Below are 25,061 nucleotides of genomic sequence, written 5' to 3' on the forward strand. Positions count from 1 at the left end.
ACATCAGGAGACAGCGATGTCCCACGACGCGGATCACGAGGCGGAAGCTCCCGCCACCCCGCATCTCGACTTCGCGGGCACCACGCCCTACGAGGACTACGTCCAGGCCGACGCCCTCACCCACCTCCAGCAGCTGCGCTCGGACGATCCCGGCGAGATGGTCTTCCTGGTCACCACCCAGGTCATGGAGCTGTGGTTCACGGTCATCGTGCACGAGTGGGAGACGGCCGCCCGCGCGCTCGGCGGCGACGACGTGCCGACCGCGGTCGCGGCGCTGAAACGTTCCGTGCGTGAGCTGGACGCGCTCAACGCCTCGTGGCGGCCGCTCGGCCAGCTCACCCCGGCCCAGTTCAACTCGTACCGGTCCGCGCTCGGTGAGGGCAGCGGCTTCCAGTCGGCGATGTACCGGCGCATGGAGTTCCTGCTCGGCGACAAGTCGGCGTCGATGCTGGTGCCGCACCGCGGCGCGCCCCGGGTGCACGCCGAGCTGGAGAAGGCGCTGCACGAGCCGAGCCTGTACGACGAGGTGCTGCGGCTGCTCCACCGGCGGGGGCACGCGGTGCCGCGCGCCGTCCTCGAACGTGACGTGTCGCGGAAGTACGAGCCGTCGGCGGAGGTCGAGGCGGTGTGGACGCGCCTGTACGCCGGGGACGAGAGCGATGAACTCGCCCGGCTCGGCGAGGCGTTGACCGATGTCGCGGAGCTGGTGTGGCGCTGGCGCAACGATCATCTGGTGGCCACGCGGCGCGCCATGGGCGCGAAGACGGGCACGGGTGGCTCCGCCGGTGTGGCGTGGCTGGAGAAGCGTGCGGGCAAGAGCGTGTTCCCCGAGCTGTGGACGGCGAGGTCCCATGTCTGATCTGTACGAGCGTGCGCGCGAGCTGGACGCGAAGGACCAACTCGCGGGTGTGCGAGGCGAGTTCGTTCTCGGCGAGGATGTCGTGTACCTGGACGGGAACTCGTTGGGCGCGCTGCCCGCGAACGTACCCGGGCGGGTCGACGACGTCGTGCGCCGGCAGTGGGGTGAGCTGCTGATCCGGTCCTGGACCGAGTCCGGGTGGTGGACCGCGCCCGAGCGGATCGGGGATCTGATCGCTCCGCTCGTGGGCGCGGGCGGCGGCCAGGTCGTGGTCGGTGACTCCACAAGTGTCAATGTCTTCAAGGCACTTGTGGGTGCGGTGCGGCTGGCCGGTGAGGGGCGGGACGAGATCCTCGTCGACGCCGCGACGTTCCCCACCGACGGCTATATCGCCGCTTCGGCGGCCCGGATGACGGGCTGTTCGGTGCGGGCGGTGGAGCCGGGAGAGGTGCGGGGCGCGTTGTCGTCCCGTACGGCGGCGGTGTTGTTGAACCACGTCGACTACCGCAGCGGGCGGCTGCACGACCTGCCGTCGCTGACGGCGGCGATCCGTGCGGCTGGGGCGGTCTCGGTGTGGGACCTGTGCCACAGCGCGGGCGCGCTGCCGGTCGGGCTCGACGCGCACGGGGTGGACCTCGCCGTCGGCTGCACGTACAAGTTCCTGAACGGGGGGCCGGGTTCACCCGCGTACCTGTATGTGCGGCGCGAGCACCAGGCCGCCTTCGATTCGCCGCTGCCGGGCTGGAACTCGCACGCCGAGCCGTTCGGGATGCGGTCCGAGTACGAGGCCGCGGACGGGGTCGCACGAGGGCGGGTCGGTACGCCGGACATCCTGTCGATGCTGGCGTTGGAGGCGGCGCTTGAGGTGTGGTCGCGGCCCGACGTGTCCGTCGACGCCGTACGCGGCAAGTCCCTTGCCCTGACGGACTTCTTCTTGGAGTGCGTCGAGGCGTACGTGCCCGGGGGCCGGGTCGAGGTGGTGACGCCGGGTGCGCACGGGGAGCGGGGGAGTCAGGTGGCGTTGCGGTGTGCGGATGCGGGTGAGGTGATGGGGCGGTTGATCGGGGCCGGGGTCGTGGGTGACTTCCGGGCGCCGGATGTTCTGCGCTTTGGCTTTACGCCGTTGTATCTGTCCTTCGCGGATGTGGAGCGGGCGGCGGGGGTGTTGGCGCGGGAACTGGGCTAGGGCACCGGAGGGAGGGCGTACGCGCCCGCGGCCGCCGCCGCCACGGCCGCCCTCACGGATCGGTCCGCGTCCGCTTCCGTGGGGGGCGTGCCGGTCGTCAGCAGGCGGTAGTACAGCGGCGCGGACACCGCGCGGATGACCTCCGACGGGTCCGTGCCGTGCGGGAGTTCGCCGCGTTCCACCGCTTGTTCCACGCACGGCGCCCACTCGGCCACCCGGACCTCGTAGAAGCGGGCGAGGGCCGATGCCGTGCGCGGGTCGCAGGCGGCCGCGGCGATCACCGCGCGGAACAGGGGGCCCTGCCGGGGGTCCGCCAACGTGCGGTGTACGAGGCGTGCGTTGGCGGTCAGGTCGCCGTGCAGGGTGCCCGTCTCGGTGCGGGGGAGCGATTCCTGGGCCATCTGGTCGAGGAGGTCGGCGACGAGGCCGGTGGGCGAGCCCCACCGCCGGTACACGGTCGTCTTGCCGACGTCCGCGCGCCGCGCGATGTCGCCCAGGTCGAGCCGGTCGAAGCCGTGTTCGGCGAGGACGTCGCCCGCCGCGTCGAGCACCGCCGCGCGGACACGGGCCGTGCGGCCGCCGGGGCGGAGCGTGCCGGGTTCGTGCGCTTCGGTCGGGTTACCGGTCATGCCCGCCAGGGTAACGGTACGAAGGGACCGTTTGTGCGGTCACTGTGCGTGTTGACGCACGTCACGGGCCTGGTAGCGTCCGCATACCCGAACCCGCAAGTTCCGCACGATGTCGAGAGGTTGGAGCATGTCAGACTCCGACAAGTCCGGCGCCGCCCGCGAGGAGGCGGAGGAGGCGTCGGCCTTCTCGCATCCTGTCGTGCCGCCGGACGTCAGCGCCGCGTACGGCGATCACCCGGACCAGGTCGTCGATTTCTACGCCCCGAGGAACGGTGCGACCGCCGCCCCGCTCGTCGTGGTCCTGCACGGCGGCGCGTGGCGGGCGCCGTACGACCGGCAGTACATGACCCCGTTCTGCGACTTCCTCGCGAGGCGCGGGTTCGCCGTGGCCAACGTCGAGTACCGGCGCGGGAGTGTCGTTCCGCACCAGGGCGCCGAAGGGCCCGTCGCGGGGCGCTGGCCGGAGACCTTCGACGACGTGGCGACCGCGCTCGACGCGATGCCCGCGCTCGCCGCCGAGCACCTGCCGTCGGCGGACCCGCGCCGCACCATCGTCACCGGGCACTCGGCGGGCGGCCAGCTCGCGCTGTGGGCGGGGGCCCGGCACGTACTGCCGGAGGGCGCGCCCTGGCGCACCCCGAACTCGGCGGCGCTGCGCGGCGTCGTCGCCATCGCCCCGCTCGCGGGCTTCGTGCTCGCCGGGGAGCTAGGGGTCTGCGACGACGCGTGTGTCCAACTCCTAGGCGGTATGCGGGAGTTGTTCGACGAGCGCCTTCCGTACGTGGACCCCGTGGAGCTGTTGCCGACCGGCGTCGCGACGACCGTCGTCCAGGGGCGTACGGACACGACCATCCCGTTCGAGCTGACCGAGGCGTACGCGGACGCGGCGGCGAAGGCAGGCGAGGTCGTGGGCGTCACGTTCCTGGAGGGGGTCGGCCACTTCCCGGTGATCGACCCGGCGGCGGATGCCTGCGCGGTGGTCGCGGAGGAGATCGCGCAACTGGCCTGGTGACCGTGCGTCCGGCGCGCGTAGTCCCTGCGACGGACGCCGTCGAACCCTCCTCCGTACGGACGCGGGGCCGCGCCCTCGCGACCTACCGTGAGTGCCATGACCGACACGACCATCATCCAGGGGCCGCGCGAGCACAGCCCTGAGATACATCTCGCGAAGGCGGCGCTGCGGGGGCTGCGCGAGGACCTGTTCCGGGGGGTGCTCACATACCGGCCGCTGCCCCGGGCGGGCACGGACGGGCCGTGGGCCCGGCAGTTCCCCGAGCGTTTCCGCAGGCACCTGGGGCGGCTGCCGCACGCCGTCGTGCTCGGCCTGGCCGGGCTCACGCTGCTCACCGGCATGGCGAGCTACGACGCCCTCGACGACGGTTTCTTCGCCCTCGTCGCGGGGCTGATGGTGGCGGTCCCGGTGGCGCTCACCCTGCTCCGCCCGGTCCTCGCCTTCTGGCTCTCGCTGGGGGCCGCCCCCGTCCTGGTCTGGGCGACGAGCGACGGCCTCTACCCGTGGTCGGGCGGCAGCATCATGGGCCACACGATCGTGCTGATGGTGGTCGCGGCGCGCACCCGGCCGCGTACGGCGGCCTGGATGTGGGCCCTGTCCACGCTGTACTCGCTGCTCTCCGCGGCGGTCTTCGGCGGCCTCGACGGCGGCATCGCCCTCCCGGTGGCGGTGCTCTCCGGCATCGGGGTCGGGATCGTCGCGCTCGTCCACGTCAACCGCACCGCGCGGCGCCAGGTCGTCCAGGAGCGTACGGTCACCGCCGTCGAACGGGACCGGCGCACGCTCCTTGAGGAGCGCACGAACATCGCGCGCGAGCTGCACGACGTGGTGGCGCACCACATGTCGGTCGTCGCCATCCAGGCGGAGGCCGCTCCCTACCGGGTCGAGAACCCGCCGCCCGAGCTGGAGCAGGCGTTCGTCACGATCCGGGAGAACGCGGTGGCGGCCCTCACCGAACTGCGCCGCGTCCTCGGTGTCGTACGGGCCGAGGACTACGAGGCGCCCGACGCCCCGCAGCCCACGCTCGCCGACCTCGACAAGCTGCTGGAGAACGTGCGGGAGGCAGGCCTGACCGTGACGCGGACGGTGACGGGCGCGGCCCGTGAACTCCCGCAGGGCGTCGAGCTGTCGGCGTACCGGATCGTGCAGGAGGCGCTGAGCAACGCGCTGCGGCACGCCCCGGGTTCGCAGGCCGCCGTCGAGGTGTCGTACGTTCTCGGGGGCCTCGGGCTCAGGATCGTCAACGGCCCGTCGACCGGGCTGGTCAAGCCGAGCCCCGGCGCGGGACACGGCCTTACGGGCATGCGCGAGCGTGTCTCCATGCTCGACGGCGAGATGACGGCGGAGACGACGGACGACGGCGGGTACGAGGTGGCGGTCTTCATCCCCGTCGCCCGGCCCGCGGCCACCGGGACGGAGGACGAAGCGTGATCAGGGTCCTGGTCGCCGACGACCAGATGATGGTCCGCGAGGGCTTCTCCGTGCTGCTCAACGCCATGCCGGACTTCGAGGTCGTCGGCGAGGCCGTCAACGGCGTGGAGGCCATCGCCAAGGTCCGCGAGCTGCGCCCCGACGTCGTCCTGATGGACATCCGGATGCCGGAGCTGAACGGCATCGAGGCGACCCGCGAGATCGTCGCGGCGGACGCGGGCACCAAGGTGCTCGTCCTGACCACCTTCGACCTGGACGAGTACGTGTACCAGGCGCTGCGCGCCGGGGCCTCCGGCTTCCTCCTCAAGGACGCCTCCGCGCGCGAACTCGCCGACGGCGTACGGGTGGTGGCGAGCGGTGAGGCGCTCCTCGCGCCGGCCGTGACCCGCCGCCTGATCACCGAGTTCGCCAAGCTGTCCGAGACGTCGAGGGGGTCGGCGGGGCGGCAGGAGGGCGCGTACGGGGAGCTGACCGAGCGTGAGACGGAGGTGCTCGTCCTGATCGCGCAGGGCCTGTCGAACATCGAGATCGCCGAGCGGCTCGTGGTCGCCGAGTCGACGATCAAGACGCATGTGAGCCGGGTCCTGGTGAAGCTGGGCCTTCGCGACCGGACGCAGGCGGCGGTGTTCGCGTACGAGGCACGTCTGGTCACGCCGGGGTGAGCGGGGCTAGCGTCCGCGCATGGATGCCGCTGTGTTCGATCCCTGGTCCCCGGCCTTCGTCGCCGACCCGTACCCCGCTTACGCGGCCCTGCGCGAGGCCGGCCGGGTCCACTGGTTCGAGCCGTCGAACCAGTACCTGATCCCGCACCACGCCGACGTCTCGGCGCTCCTGCGCGACCGCCGCCTCGGCCGCACCTATCAACACCGGTACGCCCACGAGGACTTCGGCCGCACCGCCCCGCCGCCCGAGCACGAGCCGTTCCACACGCTCAACGACCACGGCATGCTCGACCTCGAACCCCCGGACCACACCCGCATCCGCCGCCTGGTGTCGAAGGCGTTCACGCCGGGCACGGTGCGTCAACTCCAGCCCTACGTAGATAAGTTGGCGGGCGAACTCGTCTCCGGGCTTGTGGCCGACGGCGGCGGCGACCTGCTCACCGCGGTCGCCGAACCGCTCCCGGTCGCCGTCATCGCCGAGATGCTCGGCATCCCCGAGTCGGACCGGGCGCCGCTGCGGCCGTGGTCGGCGGCGATCTGCGGGATGTACGAGCTGAGTTTGTCGCCGGAGACGGCGCGGGCGGCGGTCACCGCGTCCTTCGAATTCGCCGAGTACCTACGGGAGTTGATCGCGGAACGCCGCGCACGCCCCGCCGACGACCTCATCTCCGGCCTGATCGCCGCGCACGACGACGAGGACGGGACTCGCCCGGCCCGCCTCACCGAACAGGAGATGATCTCCACCTGCGTCCTGCTCCTCAACGCGGGACACGAGGCCACAGTCAACGCGACCGTGAACGGCTGGTGGGCACTGTTCCGCCACCCCGAGCAGCTGGCGGCCCTGCGCGCGGACCACTCCCTGATCCCCACCGCGATCGAGGAGCTGATGCGCTACGACACCCCGCTCCAGCTCTTCGAACGCTGGGTGCTCGACGAGATCGAGGTGGCCGGCACCACTATTCCGGCGGGCTCGGAGGTGGCCCTCCTCTTCGGCTCGGCCAACCACGACCCGGCGGTCTTCACCGACCCGGCCCGCCTGGACCTGACCCGCCCCGACAACCCCCACATCTCCTTCTCGGCCGGCATCCACTACTGCATCGGCGCCCCGCTCGCCCGCATCGAACTCGCCGCGTCCATGTGGGCGTTGCTGACGCAGGCGCCGACGCTGCGGCTCACGTCGGAGCCGCAGCGCAAGCCGAACTTCGTCATCCGGGGGCTGGAGGGGCTCGCCGTGGAGCTGTGACTCGCCGGGGAGTTGTGAGCGGGACGTGAGCGGGGCGGTGAAGGCACCTCAGTTGGTCATGTCCCGCCGCCGCAGCCCGACAAGGCCCACGCCCACGAACACCGCCGCGAGCAGCACCTCCACCACCACAGGGGCCCACGTCATCTCCCCGCCCGGCAGCTTCGGCAGATGCCCGAACGGCGAGATGTCCATGACCGCCTGCGGCAGCTTCAGCGCCGGGCCGATCCAGCCGATGAGCAGCGCCGCTCCCGCCGCCGCCCACGCGGCGCCAGCCGCCCTAGGCCACACCCCGTACAGCAGCACGGCCACCCCGCCGAGCGTCCAGATCGCGGCGAGCTGGACCAGGCAGGCGCCGATGATCGCGCCGAACTCCTGCCCGTAGCCGACCGCGAGCCCGACCCCGCCGAGCAGCATGATCAGCGCGGCGCCCGCGAAGGCGATCACGAGGTGGCCGCCGGCCCAGGCGATCCGGCCGACCGCGTTCGCGAGGACCGGTTCGGCGCGCTGCGAGGTCTCCTCGCCGTTCAGCCGCAGCACCGCCTGCACGATGTAGAGTGCGGCGACCATTCCGAGCATGCCGACCATCGTGGCGAGGAAGGCGTTGGTGATGCCGGACTGGCCGCCCATCCGCTCGATGATCTGCTTGGTGTTCTCGCTGTCGCCGACCAGGTCGGCCGCTCCCTCGGTCATGCCGCCGAAGACGACACCGGCCGCGAGGAACCCGATCGACCAGCCGGTCACGCTGCCCCGCTGCAACCGCCAGGCCAGCGAACCGGCCGTCCCGAGGCGCCCGTTCGCCGGTCCCGGCCGGGTCGGCAGGAAGCTCATGCCGATGTCGCGCCGCCCGGCCAGCTCGTAGCCCACCGCGGCCTGGATCAGGACGGCCGCGAGGACCAGCCCCAGCACCCACCACCGCTCGCCCGCGAAGGCGCGTACGTTCTCGACCCAGCCGATCGGCGAGATCCAGGTCAGCGGCGACGAACCGTCGTTCGTACCGGAGTCGCCCGCCGCCCGCAGCACGAAGGCCACACCGAGCACCGCGGACGTGGCGCCGCGCGCCAGCCGGGCGCTCTCCGTGAACTGGGCGACGATCGCCGCCATCGTCGCGAACACCATCCCGCAGCCACCGATCGCGAGCCCGAGGGCGAGCGCCCCGGCCCCGCCCTGGCCCGCGAGCCCGCCCGCGATGATCAGCGCGAGCACACCGTTGGCCACGAGCGCCGCGAGCAGCGCGGCGGTCAGCGGCGCGCGCCGCCCCACCATCGCCGACGACACCAGCTCCTGCCGCCCGCTCTCCTCCTCGTCACGGGTGTGCCGTACGACGATGAGCAGGCTCATGATGGCCGCGAAGACCGCGGCGAACGTGCCCCCGCGCCAGGCCGTGAGCGCACCCAGCGAGTCCCCGAAGACCGGCCCGTACATGGCGCGCATCGAACTGTTGGTGTTCATGGACGCCGCGATGTCGGCCCGCTCGGCGACCGTGGGCCACACGCTCTTCAGCGTGTTCGGCATCGACACGACCATCATCGCGGTGATGGCGATCCACACGGGCATCATCACGCGGTCACGGCGCAGCGCGAGCCTGAGCAGCGTCCCGGTGCCCGCGAGGTGCCGCGCGCCGCCCGACCGCGACACGTAGCGACTGTCGCTCACGAGGGCGCTCATCGCGACACCGCTTCCTTCGCTTCGGCCCGCACGTCGGCCGCGTCGTCCTGGTAGTGCCGCATGAACAGCTCTTCCAGGGTGGGCGGGGTGCTGGTCAGCGAGCGCACGCCGGAGTCGGCGAGCGAACGCAGGACGGCGTCGAGCTTGTCGGTGTCGACCTGCAGCTTGACCCGCATCCCTTGTACGTCGAGGTCGTGCACCCCGGGAAGTTCGCCCAACCCGTCCGGCGCGCCCGCGAGTTCGGCGGTGACGCTGGTACGGGTCAGATGCCGGAGCTCGGCCAGCGAACCGCTCTCCACGGTCACGCCCTTGCGGATGATGCTGACCCGGTCGCAGAGCTCCTCGACCTCGCTGAGGATGTGCGAGGACAGCAGCACCGTCCGCCCGTGCTCGCGCGCGGCCTCCTCGACGTAGGACTGGAAGACGTCCTCCATCAGCGGGTCGAGTCCCGAGGTGGGCTCGTCGAGGATCAGTACGTCGATGTCGGTCGCGGCGAACGCGGCGACCAGGGCCACCTTCTGCCGGTTGCCCTTGGAGTACGTGCGGCCCTTCTTGGTCGGGTCGAGTTCGAAGCGCTCGATGAGCTCGGCCTTGCGCTTCTTGTCGAGCCCGCCGCGCAGCCGCCCGTAGAGGTCGATGACCTCGCCACCGCTGAGGTTGCGCCACAGCGTCACGTCACCGGGTACGTACGCGACCTTGCGGTGCAGCTCCACGGCGTCGGCCCAGGGGTCGCGGCCGAGCAACTGCACGGCGCCGGAGTCGGCGCGCAGCAGGCCGAGCAGGACGCGGATGGTGGTGGACTTTCCCGCTCCGTTCGGGCCGAGGAAGCCGTGCACTTCTCCGGCCTCGACATCCAGGTCGAGACCGTCAAGCGCGTGGGTCCTGCCGAACGACTTGTGCAGTCCGGAGACCGTGATTGCCTTCGTCATGATTCTGAAGCTACGCGCACTTCACAAACTTGTGAAGTTAAGGAAGCGTATAAACTGATGTCGCAGACCGGGCAAGGGGAGAGGATCGGGACATGAGCACGCAGGGCAAGGACGAGACGCACGAGCAGGCGGTAGGGGAGGCCCGCTCCCGGTTCATCGAGCGCTTCGCCGCCCAGCTCGTCGACGCCGGCATGTCCCGGATGCCCTCCCGTGTCTTCGCGGCCCTCCTCGCCTCCGACTCCGGCGCCCTCACCTCCGCCGAACTCGGCCAGCAGCTCCAGGTCAGCCCCGCCGCGGTGTCCGGCGCGGTGCGCTACCTGACCCAGCAGCACATGGTCGTGCGCGAGCGGGAGCCCGGAACGAGGCGCGACCTCTTCCGAGTGCACAGCAACCAGTGGTACGAGGCGCTGGGCAGCCGCGACAGCGTCATGAAGCGCTGGGAGGACGCGCTGCGCGAGGGCGTCGAAAGCCTCGGCGCGGACACCCCCGCGGGCCGCCGCATCGGCGAAACCCTCGCGTTCTTCGAATTCGTGCAGGTGGAGCTGGCGGGCCTGCTGGAACGCTGGCGCGAACACCGCAAGACACTTGATTTTTCGAGCCCCCGCGGCGATTGAGCAGCGGGGTCCGGGGCGGAGCCCCGCGACCTCAGCCACGGCGCCGGCCAACGCATCCGGTCAAGGCAGCGCCAGCGCCCACGCCCCCGCCCGCACGGACCACGTCCGTCTCCGTACCGGCCCGCCGATCGTCACCTGGTCCGCCCGGTACCGGAAGTCCGCCCCGGTCACCGTGACCGTGTGCGCCCGGACGGAGACCGCCGCCCCCGCGGCCCTGCGCACCTCCACCCGCGCGAGCCCGTCGCCCGCACCGGGCGTCACCGAGACGCCCCGCACTTGCTGGTCGAGGTCGACGAGCGTCACCCCGTCCGCCTCGATCCGCAGCCGCGTGGCCGGTGCCTCGTCCGCGACCTCGCCGCGCGGCGAGCGCGCCGCGAGGTTGCGCACCAGCGAGCCGTACATCCGCCGCCAGGGCCGCCCGCCCGGCGGCCCCGAGGCCGAGGGGTCCGCGATCGGCGGGATGCTCAGGCCTCCGAGCACCACCCCGTCGCTGTCGTCCACCAGCAGATCGAGCCACCGCGGAGCCCCGTCGAGCGCCGCGCGCGCCGCTTCCACCGTCCCCGCGGGCACCCCCAGCGAGTGCGCGAGCGACACCGCCGCCCCCACCGGCACCATCGAGAACACCGCCCCGGACAGCTCCCGCTCCCGGTGCAGCAGCGACACCGCGCGCAGCAGCGCCCGGTCGTCCCCGATCACGACCGGTCGTCTTACACCCCGCTTGGCCAGGGCTTTCGCGAATTCCGCGGGCCCCTCCGGCAGGCATACCTTCGCCGTCGAACCCGCACACAACACGTCCTTGGCGATGCGCACGGACTCCCCGTCGGCGCGCATCGCGACCGGATCGACGATCACCAGAAGCTGCCGCGACAGCCTCCCGCTCGCGTCGTCCGCACGGTCAGATGGATGGTCCAAAGCCGCCACCTCGGCCTTGCCTCGCTTCCTCGGGTAGCATCTTTGTGCAAGAGCCCCTTGCGCTATTGCGCCAGGGGCTTGGTCTATTCCGGGGCACCCCAAGGCTCACGAAGGCAGGCCGCAAAGTCGCGGCCACGGCCCCTGACCTTGGACATGCCCCGCCCGGAAGGGGTGTACGCCTGTGCCCGCACTTGTGCTGCTCGGTGCTCAGTGGGGTGACGAAGGCAAGGGAAAGGCCACCGACCTGCTCGGTGGATCCGTGGACTATGTAGTGCGCTATCAGGGCGGCAACAACGCCGGCCACACGGTTGTCGTAGGCGACCAGAAGTACGCGCTGCATCTCCTCCCTTCCGGAATCCTCTCGCCGGAGTGCACGCCGGTCATTGGAAACGGTGTCGTCGTCGACCCGTCGGTCCTGCTCTCCGAGCTGAGCGGTCTGAACGAGCGCGGCGTCGACACGTCGAAGCTCCTGCTCAGCGGTAACGCGCACATCATCACGCCTTACAACGTGACGGTGGACAAGGTCACCGAGCGCTTCCTCGGCAAGCGCAAGATCGGTACGACAGGCCGCGGTATCGGCCCGACCTACGCGGACAAGATCAACCGTGTCGGCATCCGCGTCCAGGACCTCTACGACGAGTCGATCCTCACCCAGAAGGTCGAGGCGGCTCTCGAGGTCAAGAACCAGCTCCTGACGAAGCTCTACAACCGCCGCGCCATCGAGGCGCAGCAGGTGGTCGAGGAGCTGCTCGGCTACGCCGACAAGATCAAGGGCTACGTCGCCGACACCACCCTGGTCATCAACGACGCGCTCGACGAGGACAAGGTCGTGCTGTTCGAGGGCGGCCAGGGCACGCTCCTCGACATCGACCACGGCACGTACCCCTTCGTCACCTCGTCGAACCCGACCGCGGGCGGCGCCTGTACGGGTGCGGGCGTCGGCCCGACGAAGATCAGCCGCGTCATCGGCATCCTCAAGGCCTACACGACGCGTGTCGGCGCGGGCCCGTTCCCGACGGAGCTCTTCGACCAGGACGGCGAGGACCTGCGCCGTATCGGTGGCGAGCGCGGTGTCACCACCGGCCGTGACCGTCGCTGCGGCTGGTTCGACGCGGTGATCGCCCGCTACGCGACGCGCGTCAACGGCCTCACCGACTTCTTCCTGACGAAGCTCGACGTGCTCACCGGCTGGGAGCAGATCCCCGTCTGCGTCGCGTACGAGATCGACGGCAAGCGCGTCGAGGAGCTCCCGTACTCGCAGACCGACTTCCACCACGCGAAGCCGGTCTACGAGTACCTGCCGGGCTGGTCGGAGGACATCACGAAGGCCAAGACCTTCGAGGACCTCCCGAAGAACGCGCAGGACTACGTCAAGGCGCTGGAGGAAATGTCCAGCGCCCCGATCTCGGCGATCGGCGTCGGCCCCGGCCGCGACGAGACGATCCAGGTCAACTCGTTCCTGTAGGGCGGTAGCTGTTCCTGCACGCGCTCGTGCCCCGGTCCGCCTCGGTGGACCGGGGCACCGCGAGAGTGAGGGCGTCCCGCTCGTCGCCGAGTGGACGAGCGACGGGTCGGTGTGGGCCATGGCCCCGACGCCGGGGTGCTCCCGCAGCAGACGCGCGGCGCGCACGACCGAGTGGACCGCGCAGCACCGGGGCGACGGCGGCGGTGCGGGCGCGTCACGGGCCACGTGCAGCACGCGAGGGGGCGCCTCAGACTGTCGGGCCGCTTGCGTGGAAGCGCCTCCCTCCCCCCTCGTGCCTCGCCCTCAGCCCGACCTGTCGTACGTCACCGGCGCCTCGCCCCCCGACATGACCCGCTTCAGTTCGCCGCCGGGCGTGAGGGTGATCGTGCTCGGTTCGCCAGGGTTGCAGGCGCCGCTCGGCTGGGCGGTCGTCGGGTCGGTGGGGCCGATGCGGACCGTGGAGGACGTCGACGACTCCAACTGGCCCTGGAACACGCAGTGGTAGGGGGCGCCGTTCTTCTGGTAGCCGTCCGCCGTCAGGGAGAAGACCGTGTCGCCGGTCGCGCCCTGCTGGAGCGTGATGCTGCGCGGGTGGTGGCCGCCTGCGTTGTCGATCGCGCCTTCCCAGGTGCCGAGGAACCTGGTCGGTATGTCGCCCGCGGCGGACCGTGGGGACTCCACCTGAGGCGAGGACGCGTCCTGGCTCGGGACGGACGCGGCGGGGGCGGACGCGGCGGAGGTCACGGACGTGGGCGAGACCTTGTCGTCCGCACGGCCGGACGGCTTGTCCCCGCCGTTCATCAAGGCGTACACCGAACCGCCCGCCCCGAGCGCCACGATCAGCGCGACCACGATGAGCGCGGGGGTGGAGCGGTTGCGTTGCGGGGGGCCGGGAGGCGGCGGGCCGTAGGCCGGGGTCTGGCCCCAACCGCCGGGCGGGTAGCCGTACTGCGGCGCAGGTGCGGGCGCGGGCGGCAGGGCCGCAGGTGCTTCGTGCGAGATCACGGTCGGCAGATGGTTCAGCGAGGCGGCGCCGGGCGGTGGTGGTGGCGGCGGAGACGGGGTCCGGGCCGTGTGCTCCGGGTTCTCCGTGTCGAGCAACTTCACGGCGTGCCGCCCGAGTTGGGCGACAAGGGCGCCCGGCAGCCACGGGTCGCGGGTGCGGCCGCCGTCGCCCAGCGCGTCGTCGACACCGGTCCGTTCGAGTATCTCGTCGAGTGTGGGGCGGTCACCGGGCTGCTTGTGCAGACAGTCGCGGACGAGGTCCTGCAAGCCCTCGGGCAGCTCCGTCAGCTCGGGCGGCTCCTCCGCGATGCGGTACATCAGGGCGTGCGCCCCGCTGTCGGCCGTACGGAACGGCAGCTGCCCGGACGCCGCGTAGGCGAGCACGGAGCCCAGACAGAACACGTCGCACGCCGGGGTGATCCGGTCGCCGCGCACCTGCTCGGGCGCCATGAAACCGGGCGAGCCGACAAGGGCCCCGGTGCGGGTGAGGCCGCCGTCGGCCACCGTCTCCAGGGCGCGCGCTATACCGAAGTCGATGACGCGCGGGCCGTCGATGGTGATCAGCACGTTCGACGGCTTGAGGTCGCGGTGGATGATGCCCGCCGCGTGGATGTCCTTGAGCGCGTGCGCGAGGCCGCCCGCGAGGATGCGCACCGAGCGCTCGGGCAGCGCGCCGTAGTCGTGCGAGACGACCTGCTGAAGGCTGGGTCCCGCCACGTACCCGGTCGCCACCCAGGGAATGTCCGCGTCCGTGTCCGCGTCGAGCACCGGAGCCGTCCACGCGCCGCCGACCCGCCGCGCGGCCGCCACTTCCTGCCGGAACCGGTTCCTGAACTCCTCCTGCTCCGCGAGCTCTTCGCGTACGACCTTCACGGCGACCGTACGACCGCGCTCCGAGCGCGCCAGATACACCTCGCCCATGCCGCCCGCGCCGAGCCGGCCGAGCAGTCGGTACGCGCCGATGCGCTGCATACCCTCCATGTCGCGCCACCCTCCCCCGGTGTGTGTGCAACGAATTCGAGAATAGTGCGGACATACGACAGAGAGGCGTCCCGCGGGCGCAACGGTTCCGGCCGTCGACGTACGTTGACGGGGGACGTTGACGCCGATCGTTAACTGTCACCAAGCGCGGCGTTAACCCGGACGTTCGTAGCGTCGGGGTCATGGACAACCTCCCACCTGTGGCAGAGCTCGGCGCCCATCTCGGCCTCGATCTGCTCGCCGTGACCCTGCTGACCTTCGGCATCTTCTATCCACGGCATCGCAGGCGCGAGCTCGTGCCCGCGTATCTCGCGCTGAACGTCGCCCTGTTCGCGGTCGTCGCCGCACTCGGCGAGGTCGGCAAGGGCGGCGGGCTCGCCCTGGGATTCGGCCTGTTCGGGGTGTTGTCGATCGTGCGGCTGCGCTCGGACGCGCTGCGGCACCAGGAAGTGGCGTACTACTTCGTGACGCTGGTCCTCGGGCTGCTGTGCGGGCTGCGCGCACTCGGCCTCGGAGTGACCGCCGCGCTCGCCGCGCTGCTGCTCGTGGTCGTCTACGTGGCCGACCATCCGCGCCTGTACGCCCGTGACCGCCGGGCCGTCGTCACCCTCGACGCCGTGTACGTGGACGAGGACGCGCTGCGGGCCGAACTGGCGAGGCGGGTGGGGCAGCCGCATGGTTGGACGGTGCAGGAGATCGACTACGTACGCGACCTGATGGTCGTGGAAGTTCGATTCCGGCAGCCGGAGGCACGGGAACGATCGGAGGCGCCCATACGTACCTCTCGTACCCACAGGGGCGCTCATGACCGTCATGAGCCTCGCAGTACGACGAAGACCGCAGCCGCCTATCACCAGGAGACCGTGTGATCCCCGCCGTACGCGCCATCGGGCGCGCCGCACTCGCCGCCAAGCCGTTGTCGCTCGATGAACTGAACAACAGGGCAGAGCTGTTGGCCCGCTACGACAACAGCTATCTGGTGCCGGTGGAGGTCTTCGAGGACTTCGCGGCGCTGCTGACCGACCCGCGGCGCCCGGAGGGCCCCTTCCGCTCGCTCTCGGTGAACGGCCGGCGCTGGTTCTCGTACAGATCGACCTACTACGACACCACCGACCTGCGCATGTACCACGACCACCGGCAGGGGCGGCGGCTCCGCTACAAGATCCGTGAGCGGCTCTACCAGGACACGGGGGAGCGGCAGTTCGAGGTCAAGCTCAAGAACGGGCGGGGCGAGACCGTCAAGCACCGTCGCAGGCTGGAGGGCGAGGAGCGGCCGCTCGACGCGGCGCAGCAGGGCTTTCTCGCCGGTGTGCTCGGTGGGGCGTACGGGATCGAGGCGCCGGAGGGACTTGAGCCCTCGCTGGTCACGGACTACCAGCGCGCCACGTTCGTCGCCGACGGGCAGCGGATCACGTGTGACGCCGGGCTCGTGGTGCGGGACCTCGCCGACGGGCGGACGGTCCGGGCGGACGGTGGGCTTGTGCTGGTGGAGACGAAGACGCGGGGGTCGCTGACCGAGGCGGACCGGGTGCTGCATCGTTTCGGGGTGCGGGCGGCCGAGTTCACGAAGTATTGCGGCGGGTTCGCGGCGCTGCGGCCGGAGCTGGGCGTGAACCGATGGTCCCGGGCGGTCCGGGAGGCGTTCCCCAATCCCAGCCCCTCCGGCGTTTGAGGAGCGGGGTCTGGGGCGGAGCCCCAGGGCGGTAGCACGGGGGCGCGGTCTCGGGGGGGGGGGCCCGCCCCCCCGCGCGCCCCCCCGGCGGGGGGGGGGGGGGGGGGCGGGCGCGGGGGGGGCGGGGGGCCGCCCCCCCCCCCCCCCCCCCCCCGCCGCCGCCCCCCCCCCCCCGGCCCGCCGCCCCCCCCCCCCCCCCCCGGGCGGTAGCACGGGGGCGCGGTCTCGGGGCGCTGCCCCGGACCCCGCGCCTCAATCGCCGGCGGGGCTGGATTTTGCCGAGCCGGGCTTGTGCCAGCGCAAACTGACCACGGCCCCCGGCCCCCCGTTTCCGAAGGAGACCGTGCCGCCGGTCTCCTCCGCCGTGCGCCGCACGATCGAGAGACCGAGACCCGTGGACCCGCCGCCGGAGGCCCCCCGCGTCTCGGACTCCGGCGGGAGCCCCGGACCGTCGTCCGCGACCACCAGCTCCGCGGCGGAGCCGTCCACGCGGACGGAGACCCGGAAGTCGACGCCCTGCGGGGTGTGGTCCAGTACGTTGCCGATCATCGCGTCGAGCGCCGCGACCAGCTCGTCCTCGGGCACGGGAACCTGGACCGGCGCGTCCGGCGCTTCCGGCACGGACACCTCCAGGATCCGCCCCTGATCCGTGGCGAGCGGCTCCCAGAACGCCGCCCGGTCCCGGGCGACGGCCGCCAGATCCGCACCCGCCGTATCGCGGAGCGGCTTGCGTGCCTTGCGGATGACGTCGTCCACGCCCAGTTCGAGCGCCGCGACCCCCGCCGCGATCCGCTCGGCCTCCTCCGCGTCCCGCAGCCCCTCCGCGTCCAGACGGAGCGCGGCGACCGGGGTACGAAGGCGGTGCGCGAGGTCGGCCGCGTTCTCCCGCTCGGCGGTGAGCAGCTCGTCGATGCGGGCGGCGAGGTGGTTCAGCTCGCCGGCCACGGAACGCAGTTCCGGCGGCCCCTGGGGCTCGGCGCGGGCCGTGAGATCGCCGCCCGCGAGCCGGTCCGCGGTCCCGGCCAGCGCCCGCGTCGCCCCGACGAGCCGCGCCCCGAGACGGTCCGCGAGCAGCAGCCCGATGAGTACGAGGCCGAGCCCGATACCGGCCAGCGTCAGCCAGGACGAGAGCACCCCGTCGTACAGCTGGCGACTGTTCAGGCTCACCTGGACGACGGCGGTGCCGCCCTCCGCGCCCTGCACCGGCACCAGGACCTGACGCCCCCCGCTCGGCGGCTCGTACGTGAACGCGCGCCCCGCCCGCGCGAGGCGCACGGCGTCGGTGACGGCGGTGGGGGCGCCGATGACGTGGCCGTCGGCGAAGACGAGGGAGGTGTCGGGCTGGGAGGGCGAGTTGACGCTCTCCACCGCCTGTTCCGCGCCCGCCCGCTCGCCGGGACTGTGCAGGGAGGGGCCCATCGCGGCGGCCACCCACTGGGCGCGGGCCGTCGCCTCCGCGGTCGTCCGGTCCGCGGCGTGGCTGCGGGTGAGCAGGGTCAGCGGGACGAGCAGCGCGGTGAGGACGAGGGCGGTGGTGGCGGCTGTGAGCAGCAGCAGGGTGCGGCGCACTACGAAGCCGCCTGGTCGTCCGGGGCCATCAGCTTCACACCCACCGTGCGTACGGTGTGCAGATAGCGCGGCGACTGTGCCGACTCGCCCAACTTCCTTCTGAGCCACGACAGATGGACGTCCACCGTCTTGTCGGCGCCGCCCAGCGGCTGCTGCCACACCTCGGCGAGCAGCTCGCGGCGCGAGACGACCTGGCCCGGGCGTTGGGCGAGATGGGCGAGCAGGTCGAACTCGCGCGGTGTCAGATCGAGTGGCCGTCCGTCGAGCGTGACCTCGCGGGACGCGGGCGTGATCACGAGCCCGCCGACCGTGAGCGGCTCGTCGGCGTCGGCGGGCAGCCCGAGGCGGCGCAGCACCGCTTTGATCCGGGCGTCCAACTGGGCGGCGCCGAACGGTTTCACGATGTAGTCGTCGGCCCCGTCCCCGAGCACCGCGACCATCTCCCCCTCCTCGTCGCGGGCCGTCGCCACGATCACCGGTACGTCGCTCACCGCGCGCAGCATCCGGAGTATTCGGGCGCCGTCGACATCGGGCAGGCCGAGGTCGAGCACGACCAGATCGGGCCGGTCGGTGACGGCGGCGTCGAGGCCGGTCATGCCGGTGGCCGCGGTGGCGACGGCGTGACCCCGGTCGCGCAGGGCGCGGACCAGGGCGTTCCGCAGGGCGGGATCATCTTCGACGACGAGGAGATGGGACATTTGACCACCCAATCAAGCCCCTGCGGCGATTGAGCAGCCGGGTCCGGGGCAGAGCCCCGGGAGCGCAACGCCGGGGTGCTGCAACTGTCAGTCGTCCTCGTCGTCGGGTTCCGCGGTCTCCGTGACCCGAGGAGTGCCGGAGGCTCCAGCGCAGCGGATCTCGTAGTGCCGGTCGGGGCCGTCATCGTCGTCGGAGGGCTCCGCTTCGAGCCGGGCCACGCGGCCCGGGCCGCGTACGACGTCGTCATCGATCTCGTAGCCGTCCGACGGGCTCCACGACACCAGGTAGACGCTGCCGTCCGCCCCGCACTCGACCGTCGCGGAGCCGCCCGTGAAGCGGAGTGTGCGGCGCTGGTCGGCGGGGGCCGGGGTGGCGGACGAGGCGTCGGCGCGGGGCGTCGACGCCTGCGCGGAGGCCAGGGCGCGGTGCACCGCGGCGTCGTCGAGCGGGTGGCCGTGCGTGCCGGTCCCGGCGCTCGCGTCGGTGCCCGCCAGCTGCCAGGCGCCGAGGGCGCCCGCGGCCGTTCCCACGGCGACCCAGGCCGCGGTCACGGCAACGTTGCGCCAGCGGTGGGTGATCGGCTGTCTCATGCCGACAAGCCTGCCCGACCGTTTCCTAACGCCACGCTAAAAGCAGCTCAGAGGTGGGGCCGGAGCGGGGCGACAGGGTGTCGGGTTCGGCGGCGTCCCACAGACAGGACGCCGATGGTGTGCCGATGCATCGCCCCCTTACCCTCGGCCTCATGACCCCTCAGCCGAATCCCCAGGTCGGCGCCGCCGTGAAGGCCGCGGACCGCAAGCACGTCTTCCACTCCTGGTCGGCACAGGAGCTGATCGACCCGCTGGCCGTCGCCGGCGCCGAAGGCTCCTACTTCTGGGACTACGACGGAAACCGCTACCTCGACTTCACCTCCGGCCTCGTCTACACGAACATCGGGTACCAGCACCCGAAGGTCGTCGCGGCGATCCAGGAGCAGGCGGGGAAGATGACGACCTTCGCCCCGGCCTTCGCCATCGAGTCGCGCTCCGAGGCCGCACGCCTCATCGCCGAGCGCACTCCCGGCGACCTCGACAAGATCTTCTTCACGAACGGGGGCGCCGACGCCGTCGAGCACGCCCTGCGGATGGCCCGCCTGCACACGGGCCGCCCGAAGGTGCTCTCCGCGTACCGCTCGTACCACGGCGGCACCCAGCAGGCCATCAACGTCACGGGTGACCCGCGCCGCTGGGCCAGCGACACCGGTACGGCGGGTGTGACCCGCTTCTGGGCCCCGTTCCTGTACCGCTCCCGCTTCTACGCGGAGACGGAGGAGCAGGAGTGCGAGCGCGCGCTCGAGCACCTGGAGTCCACGATCCAGTTCGAGGGCCCGCAGACCATCGCGGCGATCATCCTGGAGACGGTGCCGGGCACGGCGGGCATCATGCTCCCGCCGGCCGGCTACCTCGCGGGCGTCCGCGAACTCTGCGATCGCTACGGCATCGTCTTCATCCTCGACGAGGTCATGGCGGGCTTCGGCCGTACGGGCAAGTGGTTCGCCGCCGACCTCTACGACGTGACGCCGGACCTCATGACCTTCGCGAAGGGCGTGAACTCGGGTTACGTCCCGCTGGGCGGCGTGGCGATCTCGGGCGCGATCGCGGAGACGTTCGCGAAGCGGCCGTACCCGGGGGGCCTGACGTACTCGGGGCACCCGCTGGCCTGCGCGGCCGCGGTCGCCACCATCAACGTGATGGAGGAGGAGGGCATCGTCGACCACGCCGCGAAGCTGGGCTCCGAGGTCATCGAACCGGCCCTCCGCGACCTCGCCGAGCGGCACCCGTCGGTGGGCGAGGTGCGAGGCGTCGGCATGTTCTGGGCGCTGGAGCTCGTACGTGACCGCTCCACGCGTGAGCCCCTCGTCCCGTACAACGCGGCGGGGGAGGCGAACGCGCCGATGGCCGCGTTCGGCGCCGCCGCCAAGGGGGCCGGCCTGTGGCCCTTCATCAACATGAACCGCACCCACGTGGTCCCGGCCCTCAACATCACGGAGTCGGAGACGAAGGAGGGCCTCTCGGCGCTGGACGCTGCGCTGGCTGTAGCGGACGAGCACGTGGCGTGACACTCGGGTGACCGGGGGGGCGGGGCGACCGGGTGACGGGGGCCGAGGGCCTGGGTGCCGGGTGACCGGGTGACCGGGGGCCGGGGTGACCAGGGGCCGGGGTGCCGGGTGACCGGGGCCGGGGGCCGGGTGCCGGGGTGACCAGGGGCCGGGGTGCCGGGTGACCGGGGCCGGGGGCCGGGTGCCGGGTTTCGGCGCCGGGGGCGGGGTGCCGGGGGAGTGACCGGCGTTGGCCGGGGCTTGATCGGGGGCCGGGGCTTGGCCCGGTTTCCTCGCCCATCTCCCACCCACCCGCCCCCTCCGGGGGCTGCGGCCCAGCGGGGGGGCCACCCCGCCTCGGGCACCTCGGCTCCCCGCCCACGACGGTCGACACCGTCCCCGCCCCCGCCCCCGTCTCAGGCCTACGGCCACCGGCCCGGCTCCCGCCCCACGAAGCAACAGGCACCGCAACCTCCGAGACCGACTGGGCGGGCGGCAGGGAGACGACCGCGCAACCAGCGCGGTCGGACAAGACCCGGCGCCGCGGCCCAGCACCACGGAAGCCGATCCCGGCGAATCCCCACAACTCCGGTGCCGCACAACAGGTTCCCCCTCCGGGAGCCGGCGGGTGGGAGATGACCGAGGCCCGGCCCAGCCGGACAGGGCACGATCAGGCCCCGCAACCTCAGTGCGGCGTATCGATGGCGGCAGGCGTCGTCCCCGGCGACGCGTTCCGGAGCCCCGGTGCGGCGTCTTGACGGCCGCAGGCATCGTCCCCGGCGACACGTTCCGGAGCCCCGGTGCGGCGTCTTGACGGCCGCAGGCATCGTCCCCGGCGACACGTTCCGGAGCCCCTGTGCGGCGTATCGATGGCCGCAGGCGCCGTCCCCGGCACAGCCCACACCCCGCGGTGCTGCGCACCCAGGCGTCACCCCGCTCGGGGCCGGAGCCCCCGGAGGGGGCGGGTGGGTGGGAGATGAGCGGGGCCGGCGCAGCCGGGTAAGGGACGGTGCCGTGCGCCCATCACGGCAGGCGTCGGCCCCGGCGAACCCCTGGAACCCCGGTACGGCGCATGGATGACGGCAGACGCCGGCCCCGGCAAGTCCGGAACCCCGGTGCCGCGGATCGACAACGCCAACCCCGCCCCCGCCCCAAACCCCCGGCCCCCGCCACGATCACCGAAGACGCCAACCCCGCCCCCGCCCCAAACCCCGGCCCGGCCACGATCACCGAAGACGCCAACCCCGCCCCCGCCCCAAACCCCGGCCCCCCGCCACGATCACCGAAGACGCCAACCCCGCCCCCGCCCCAAACCCCGCAGGCGTAACCTGACCAGCCACACCAGACCGTACGACCACGCCAGCCGAACCGGGGGACCCGATCCGTGCCCGTATCTGACGGCCCCGCCGTCACCCGCTCCACCCTGCGCCAGCAGATCGCGGACGCGCTGCGCGACGAGATCCTGGCGGGACGCCTCCGTCCCGGCCAGGAATTCACCGTCAAGGAGATCGCCGAGGGCTACGGGGTGTCGGCCACCCCCGTCCGCGAGGCCCTCGTCGACCTGAGCGCCCAGGGGCTCCTCGACTCCGCGCAGCACCGCGGCTTCCGCGTCCACGAGTACTCGTTCACGGACTACCGGGCGATGATCGAGGCCCGCAGCCTCGTCGCGGACGGAATCTTCCGCGGCCTCGCCGCGGACCCGTCCCGCGCCCCGCAGACCGCCGCCGATCTCGCCGGGGTCCGCCGCCGCGGCGAGGAGGCGTCCCGTGCGGCGGGAGCCGGTGACCTGAACGTGCTCATCGGCTACGACCTGCGGTTCTGGCGCGAGCTCTCCGCCCTGTTCGGCAACCCGTATCTCTCCGACTTCTTCCACCGCCTGCGCGTCCAGTCCTGGATGTGCGCGGTCCCGCACCTGCGCGCCGCGGGCGACCTCAGGGGCCGGCTGTGGGCGGGCCACTGCGACCTGGTCGACGCGCTCGTGGGCCGCGACCCGGATGCCGCGCACGCGCTCATCGCCTCGTACAACGACGACTCGCTCTCCTTGATCGAGGCTCTGACAGGCCATTGAGCGGGTGGAGCGCGGGCAACGGGTAGGCGCAAGACAGGTCAACCCTGCCGCGCATCGCACTACCCTGGATACGACGCCGATACCGCCCACCGCGCCGGAGCACTCCGGAGCACTGAGGAGCCCCCTTGGCCTGTGACCTGTGGCTCGTCCCCCTGGTCGACGTGCTGTGCCACAGCCCCGACAATCCGTTCGCCGACGAACTCGCGCTCTACGACAAGGCGTTGAACGAGGCGGGGCTGCCGCCGGTTCCGGTCCACGCGTACATGCCGGGCCTGTCCGGGGACGTGGCGCCGATCGCCGGCTTCGACTACGACGCGCTGCACTTCCTGCGCCGGGCGTACCTCCTGCAGATCTGTGGCCTCGCGGTGACACCGGTCGACGAACTGGGCGGTGACTACGAGCAGTTGCTGGAAATGTTCGAGTCGACGGCCCAGGGTTCCCACCTGGTCTGGCATTACGACCACGCGGGGGCGTACGTTCCCGTGGACTTCCCAGAGCCGCTCTCCAACGACGAACTCCTGGCGGGAGGCGGCCCGTTGGGCTCGTCCCACGCGCTGCTCCGGGAGCTGGAGTTCGTAGGCCCTGCGATCGGTATCGACCCGGCCAATCCGCCGCGGCCGCCCGCTCCGCCGGTCGCGCCGACGTCCCTGGAGGAGCCGGCGGCGGCGGTGCCCCTGGATGACAGTCCGTTCGCCCGGGAGCGGCACGTGTGGCTGGGGCTGCACCAGGCGGCTACCCGGAGCCTGGCTCAAAGCTCCATGCTCATCTTCAGCTGACCGGAACCGTTGCGGCCGACCGTCCCCACGCCACGGGGCTCCGCCCCGGACCCCGCGCCTCAATCGCCGGCGGGGCTTTATCGGGGCTCCGGCGGACGCTGGCGCGGCATGTTCGGGCGGGTCCCCGGCGGCAGCGGAAAGCGGCTGCTCGGCTGGTCCGCCGGGCGGGCGGCCGGCACGGACGCCTGCATGGTCAGGGGCGCGGGGCCGGACTTGAACTCGACCATCCAGTCCGCCGTCTCGGCCCGCACCAGCTCCGTCACGTCGTCCGAGAACCGCCGCAGCACCCCGAGGCACCGCTCAGCCGCCTCACTGGCGGTGCCCTCGGTGGGCCCGAGCACCTCTCGTACGTTCTCCGAGGCCCAGTCGAACTGGAGCACCTGCAAGCGCCGCTGCACGGCCTGCGCCGTGGCCACATCCCGTATCCAGCCGGACGTCAGACCGAAATACCGGTCGCACCCGACGCACGCCACCGCCAGCAGCAGCGACAGATACCCCCAGGGAGCCGCACCGGCGAGCACGCCCGTCAGGTCGAGCAGCGGCAGCACACCGCCGCAGACCGCCCCCAGCACCGTGCCCGTACGCAGCGCCCGCGCGCCCCTGCGCTTCCACACGCGGTCCGAGAGGTACCAGTCCGCCGTGCGCAGGGCGCCCTGCTCGACCCAGCGGTACAGCTCGTCGAGCCGCTCGGCGGGTTCGCCCCAGTCACCGAGGGGGAGCGTGCGGCCGGTGAGATCGTTCTGCCGGGGGGCCTTCTTGCCGCGGCCGCCCCGGTCGCCGTCCTCGCCGGCGCCCGAGCCCTCCTGGGGTGCACCTTCGGGCTGCATCTCCGGCTGACTCACCCGGAACTCCCTCGACAGATCACGGCTGGGGCCAGGCCCGCACTCGTCGTCAGGGCCTGATGTGCAGCATCTTCCTACCGCTCAACGGGTGGCCGAACCCCAGTTTTCACCGGATCTCCGCCCGGAAGTGGTCCCGCATCAGGTATAGAAAGCAACCCATCTCACTCGAAAGAGTGCAGACCGGAAATGAGGCCGCGCATGCCCCAGGAGGCTTCAGGTCACCGGGGCAGGCGGACCCCCGACCACGTAGGCTCGGATCCAGGGGCATCGGCGGACGACCGCCGTGGATTTCCGCCCCGTACCGACGACGTGCACGGACCGGAAGCGGACCGGAACAGGAGCTGATCGTGATCCCCGGTGGTGGCCAGCCCAATATGCAGCAGCTGCTCCAGCAGGCCCAGAAGATGCAGCAGGACCTCGCGCAGGCTCAGGAGGAGCTGGCGCAGACCGAGGTCGAGGGCCAGGCGGGCGGCGGTCTCGTCAAGGCGACGGTGACCGGGGGCGGTGAGCTGCGCAATCTGGTGATCGACCCGAAGGCGGTCGACCCCGAAGACACCGAGACCCTCGCCGACCTGGTGGTCGCGGCGGTCCAGGCGGCGAACGAGAACGCGCAGAACCTCCAGCAGCAGAAGCTCGGCCCGCTCGCCCAGGGGCTCGGCGGCGGCAGCGGCATTCCGGGTCTCCCCTTCTGACCCCGCCGCCAACTACCGTACGTACCAAGACGCAGCACCGGCACAACCAGCAGAAGACGACCTGAAGGCGAAG

General features: G+C 72.1%; 23 protein-coding genes. 14 read left to right on the forward strand and 9 right to left on the reverse strand.

Going from position 1 to position 25,061, the window contains the following annotated elements; genetic code table 11:
- Positions 1-16: 16 nt before the first annotated feature.
- Both ACFYWS_RS31765 and kynU read left to right on the forward strand, forming a co-directional pair.
- The gene (locus tag ACFYWS_RS31765; protein ID WP_389282184.1) at positions 17-859 is read left to right on the forward strand and encodes a tryptophan 2,3-dioxygenase family protein; all 843 of its coding nucleotides are present in this window, start codon (positions 17-19) and stop codon (positions 857-859) included.
- A complete protein-coding gene (gene kynU, locus ACFYWS_RS31770) occupies positions 852-2,045 on the forward strand; it encodes a kynureninase (protein ID WP_389282186.1) in 1,194 nt (397 codons plus the stop codon). Before ACFYWS_RS31765 ends, kynU begins: the two co-directional genes overlap by 8 nt.
- Here the strand turns inward: kynU and ACFYWS_RS31775 are convergent.
- A complete protein-coding gene (locus ACFYWS_RS31775; protein ID WP_389282187.1) occupies positions 2,042-2,674 on the reverse strand; it encodes a TetR/AcrR family transcriptional regulator in 633 nt (210 codons plus the stop codon). The two genes, kynU and ACFYWS_RS31775, sit on opposite strands and share 4 nt — an antisense overlap.
- Before the next feature lie 127 nt (positions 2,675-2,801).
- On the opposite strand from ACFYWS_RS31775, the gene ACFYWS_RS31780 reads away from it, so the two are divergent.
- The 4 genes from ACFYWS_RS31780 (at position 2,802) to ACFYWS_RS31795 (ending at position 7,022) form a co-directional block, all read left to right on the forward strand.
- Positions 2,802-3,686, forward strand: a complete 885-nt coding sequence (locus tag ACFYWS_RS31780; RefSeq protein WP_389282189.1) for an alpha/beta hydrolase — start codon at positions 2,802-2,804, stop codon at positions 3,684-3,686.
- 96 nt (positions 3,687-3,782) lie between these two features.
- A complete protein-coding gene (locus ACFYWS_RS31785; RefSeq protein WP_389282190.1) occupies positions 3,783-5,117 on the forward strand; it encodes a sensor histidine kinase in 1,335 nt (444 codons plus the stop codon).
- A complete protein-coding gene (locus tag ACFYWS_RS31790) occupies positions 5,114-5,779 on the forward strand; it encodes a response regulator (RefSeq protein WP_389282192.1) in 666 nt (221 codons plus the stop codon). The genes ACFYWS_RS31785 and ACFYWS_RS31790 overlap by 4 nt, the downstream gene beginning before the upstream one ends.
- 19 nt (positions 5,780-5,798) lie before the next feature.
- Complete coding sequence (locus ACFYWS_RS31795; RefSeq protein WP_389282193.1) at positions 5,799-7,022, forward strand: cytochrome P450; 1,224 nt, start codon at positions 5,799-5,801, stop codon at positions 7,020-7,022.
- A 48-nt stretch (positions 7,023-7,070) separates the two neighbouring features.
- Here the strand turns inward: ACFYWS_RS31795 and ACFYWS_RS31800 are convergent, their stop codons facing one another.
- Together ACFYWS_RS31800 and ACFYWS_RS31805 are read right to left on the reverse strand one after the other, a co-directional pair.
- Positions 7,071-8,687, reverse strand: a complete 1,617-nt coding sequence (locus tag ACFYWS_RS31800) for an ABC transporter permease (RefSeq protein WP_389282194.1) — start codon at positions 8,685-8,687, stop codon at positions 7,071-7,073.
- Positions 8,684-9,616, reverse strand: a complete 933-nt coding sequence (locus ACFYWS_RS31805; RefSeq protein ID WP_389282196.1) for an ATP-binding cassette domain-containing protein — start codon at positions 9,614-9,616, stop codon at positions 8,684-8,686. Before ACFYWS_RS31805 ends, ACFYWS_RS31800 begins: the two co-directional genes overlap by 4 nt.
- 92 nt (positions 9,617-9,708) lie before the next feature.
- On the opposite strand from ACFYWS_RS31805, the gene ACFYWS_RS31810 reads away from it, so the two are divergent.
- Entirely contained in the window at positions 9,709-10,230 is a 522-nt protein-coding gene (locus tag ACFYWS_RS31810) for a GbsR/MarR family transcriptional regulator (RefSeq protein WP_389282198.1), read from the forward strand.
- A 60-nt stretch (positions 10,231-10,290) separates the two neighbouring features.
- Here ACFYWS_RS31810 and ACFYWS_RS31815 read toward each other — a convergent pair whose 3' ends face one another.
- Positions 10,291-11,151: a diacylglycerol kinase gene (locus tag ACFYWS_RS31815; RefSeq protein ID WP_389282199.1), complete on the reverse strand. Its 861-nt coding sequence runs from the start codon at positions 11,149-11,151 to the stop codon at positions 10,291-10,293.
- Positions 11,152-11,323: 172 nt separating this feature from the next.
- On the opposite strand from ACFYWS_RS31815, the gene ACFYWS_RS31820 reads away from it, so the two are divergent.
- Positions 11,324-12,607, forward strand: a complete 1,284-nt coding sequence (locus tag ACFYWS_RS31820) for an adenylosuccinate synthase (protein ID WP_389282201.1) — start codon at positions 11,324-11,326, stop codon at positions 12,605-12,607.
- Between the two features lie 303 nt (positions 12,608-12,910).
- On the opposite strand, the gene ACFYWS_RS31825 is transcribed toward ACFYWS_RS31820, so the two are convergent.
- Entirely contained in the window at positions 12,911-14,593 is a 1,683-nt protein-coding gene (locus ACFYWS_RS31825) for a serine/threonine-protein kinase (protein WP_389282203.1), read from the reverse strand.
- 182 nt (positions 14,594-14,775) lie between these two features.
- On the opposite strand from ACFYWS_RS31825, the gene ACFYWS_RS31830 reads away from it, so the two are divergent.
- Positions 14,776-15,462, forward strand: a complete 687-nt coding sequence (locus ACFYWS_RS31830; RefSeq protein ID WP_389282205.1) for a DUF4956 domain-containing protein — start codon at positions 14,776-14,778, stop codon at positions 15,460-15,462.
- Positions 15,459-16,265, forward strand: a complete 807-nt coding sequence (locus tag ACFYWS_RS31835) for a polyphosphate polymerase domain-containing protein (protein WP_389282207.1) — start codon at positions 15,459-15,461, stop codon at positions 16,263-16,265. The genes ACFYWS_RS31830 and ACFYWS_RS31835 overlap by 4 nt, the downstream gene beginning before the upstream one ends.
- Positions 16,266-16,517: 252 nt before the next feature.
- Here the strand turns inward: ACFYWS_RS31835 and ACFYWS_RS31840 are convergent, their stop codons facing one another.
- The 3 genes from ACFYWS_RS31840 to ACFYWS_RS31850 all read right to left on the reverse strand — a co-directional run bounded on the left by ACFYWS_RS31840 (position 16,518) and on the right by ACFYWS_RS31850 (position 19,123).
- On the reverse strand, positions 16,518-17,834 hold the full coding sequence (locus ACFYWS_RS31840; RefSeq protein ID WP_389282209.1) for a sensor histidine kinase: 1,317 nt from the start codon (positions 17,832-17,834) through the stop codon (positions 16,518-16,520).
- Positions 17,834-18,532, reverse strand: coding sequence for a response regulator transcription factor (locus ACFYWS_RS31845; RefSeq protein ID WP_389282211.1), 699 nt, complete (start codon positions 18,530-18,532; stop codon positions 17,834-17,836). The genes ACFYWS_RS31840 and ACFYWS_RS31845 overlap by 1 nt, the downstream gene beginning before the upstream one ends.
- An 87-nt stretch (positions 18,533-18,619) precedes the next feature.
- Complete coding sequence (locus tag ACFYWS_RS31850) at positions 18,620-19,123, reverse strand: hypothetical protein (protein ID WP_389282212.1); 504 nt, start codon at positions 19,121-19,123, stop codon at positions 18,620-18,622.
- 152 nt (positions 19,124-19,275) lie between these two features.
- On the opposite strand from ACFYWS_RS31850, the gene ACFYWS_RS31855 reads away from it, so the two are divergent.
- From ACFYWS_RS31855 to ACFYWS_RS31865, 3 genes are all read left to right on the forward strand, one after another.
- The gene (locus ACFYWS_RS31855; RefSeq protein WP_389282214.1) at positions 19,276-20,631 is read left to right on the forward strand and encodes an aspartate aminotransferase family protein; all 1,356 of its coding nucleotides are present in this window, start codon (positions 19,276-19,278) and stop codon (positions 20,629-20,631) included.
- Between the two features lie 1,363 nt (positions 20,632-21,994).
- The gene (locus tag ACFYWS_RS31860) at positions 21,995-22,678 is read left to right on the forward strand and encodes a GntR family transcriptional regulator (protein ID WP_389282216.1); all 684 of its coding nucleotides are present in this window, start codon (positions 21,995-21,997) and stop codon (positions 22,676-22,678) included.
- Between the two features lie 125 nt (positions 22,679-22,803).
- A complete protein-coding gene (locus ACFYWS_RS31865; RefSeq protein ID WP_389282218.1) occupies positions 22,804-23,454 on the forward strand; it encodes a hypothetical protein in 651 nt (216 codons plus the stop codon).
- 77 nt (positions 23,455-23,531) lie between these two features.
- Here the strand turns inward: ACFYWS_RS31865 and ACFYWS_RS31870 are convergent, their stop codons facing one another.
- On the reverse strand, positions 23,532-24,296 hold the full coding sequence (locus ACFYWS_RS31870) for an SLATT domain-containing protein (RefSeq protein ID WP_389282220.1): 765 nt from the start codon (positions 24,294-24,296) through the stop codon (positions 23,532-23,534).
- Positions 24,297-24,643: 347 nt separating this feature from the next.
- Between ACFYWS_RS31870 and ACFYWS_RS31875 the strand changes: the two genes are divergently transcribed.
- Positions 24,644-24,988: a YbaB/EbfC family nucleoid-associated protein gene (locus ACFYWS_RS31875; RefSeq protein WP_389282222.1), complete on the forward strand. Its 345-nt coding sequence runs from the start codon at positions 24,644-24,646 to the stop codon at positions 24,986-24,988.
- Positions 24,989-25,061 lie beyond the last annotated feature (73 nt).

The organism is Streptomyces sp. NPDC002795 (genome assembly GCF_042888725.1).
Classification (GTDB): Bacteria; Actinomycetota; Actinomycetes; order Streptomycetales; family Streptomycetaceae; genus Streptomyces.

Bases quoted from the DNA above. Each gene is read 5' to 3' on its own strand.
- ACFYWS_RS31765 (WP_389282184.1), top strand. From the start codon at position 17: ATGTCCCACGACGCGGATCACGAGGCGGAAGCTCCCGCCACCCCGCAT.
- kynU (WP_389282186.1), top strand. From the start codon at position 852: ATGTCTGATCTGTACGAGCGTGCGCGCGAGCTGGACGCGAAGGACCAA.
- ACFYWS_RS31775 (WP_389282187.1), bottom strand. From the start codon at position 2,674: ATGACCGGTAACCCGACCGAAGCGCACGAACCCGGCACGCTCCGCCCC.
- ACFYWS_RS31780 (WP_389282189.1), top strand. From the start codon at position 2,802: ATGTCAGACTCCGACAAGTCCGGCGCCGCCCGCGAGGAGGCGGAGGAG.
- ACFYWS_RS31785 (WP_389282190.1), top strand. From the start codon at position 3,783: ATGACCGACACGACCATCATCCAGGGGCCGCGCGAGCACAGCCCTGAG.
- ACFYWS_RS31795 (WP_389282193.1), top strand. From the start codon at position 5,799: ATGGATGCCGCTGTGTTCGATCCCTGGTCCCCGGCCTTCGTCGCCGAC.
- ACFYWS_RS31800 (WP_389282194.1), bottom strand. From the start codon at position 8,687: ATGAGCGCCCTCGTGAGCGACAGTCGCTACGTGTCGCGGTCGGGCGGC.
- ACFYWS_RS31805 (WP_389282196.1), bottom strand. From the start codon at position 9,616: ATGACGAAGGCAATCACGGTCTCCGGACTGCACAAGTCGTTCGGCAGG.
- ACFYWS_RS31810 (WP_389282198.1), top strand. From the start codon at position 9,709: ATGAGCACGCAGGGCAAGGACGAGACGCACGAGCAGGCGGTAGGGGAG.
- ACFYWS_RS31825 (WP_389282203.1), bottom strand. From the start codon at position 14,593: ATGGAGGGTATGCAGCGCATCGGCGCGTACCGACTGCTCGGCCGGCTC.
- ACFYWS_RS31830 (WP_389282205.1), top strand. From the start codon at position 14,776: ATGGACAACCTCCCACCTGTGGCAGAGCTCGGCGCCCATCTCGGCCTC.
- ACFYWS_RS31845 (WP_389282211.1), bottom strand. From the start codon at position 18,532: ATGTCCCATCTCCTCGTCGTCGAAGATGATCCCGCCCTGCGGAACGCC.
- ACFYWS_RS31850 (WP_389282212.1), bottom strand. From the start codon at position 19,123: ATGAGACAGCCGATCACCCACCGCTGGCGCAACGTTGCCGTGACCGCG.
- ACFYWS_RS31855 (WP_389282214.1), top strand. From the start codon at position 19,276: ATGACCCCTCAGCCGAATCCCCAGGTCGGCGCCGCCGTGAAGGCCGCG.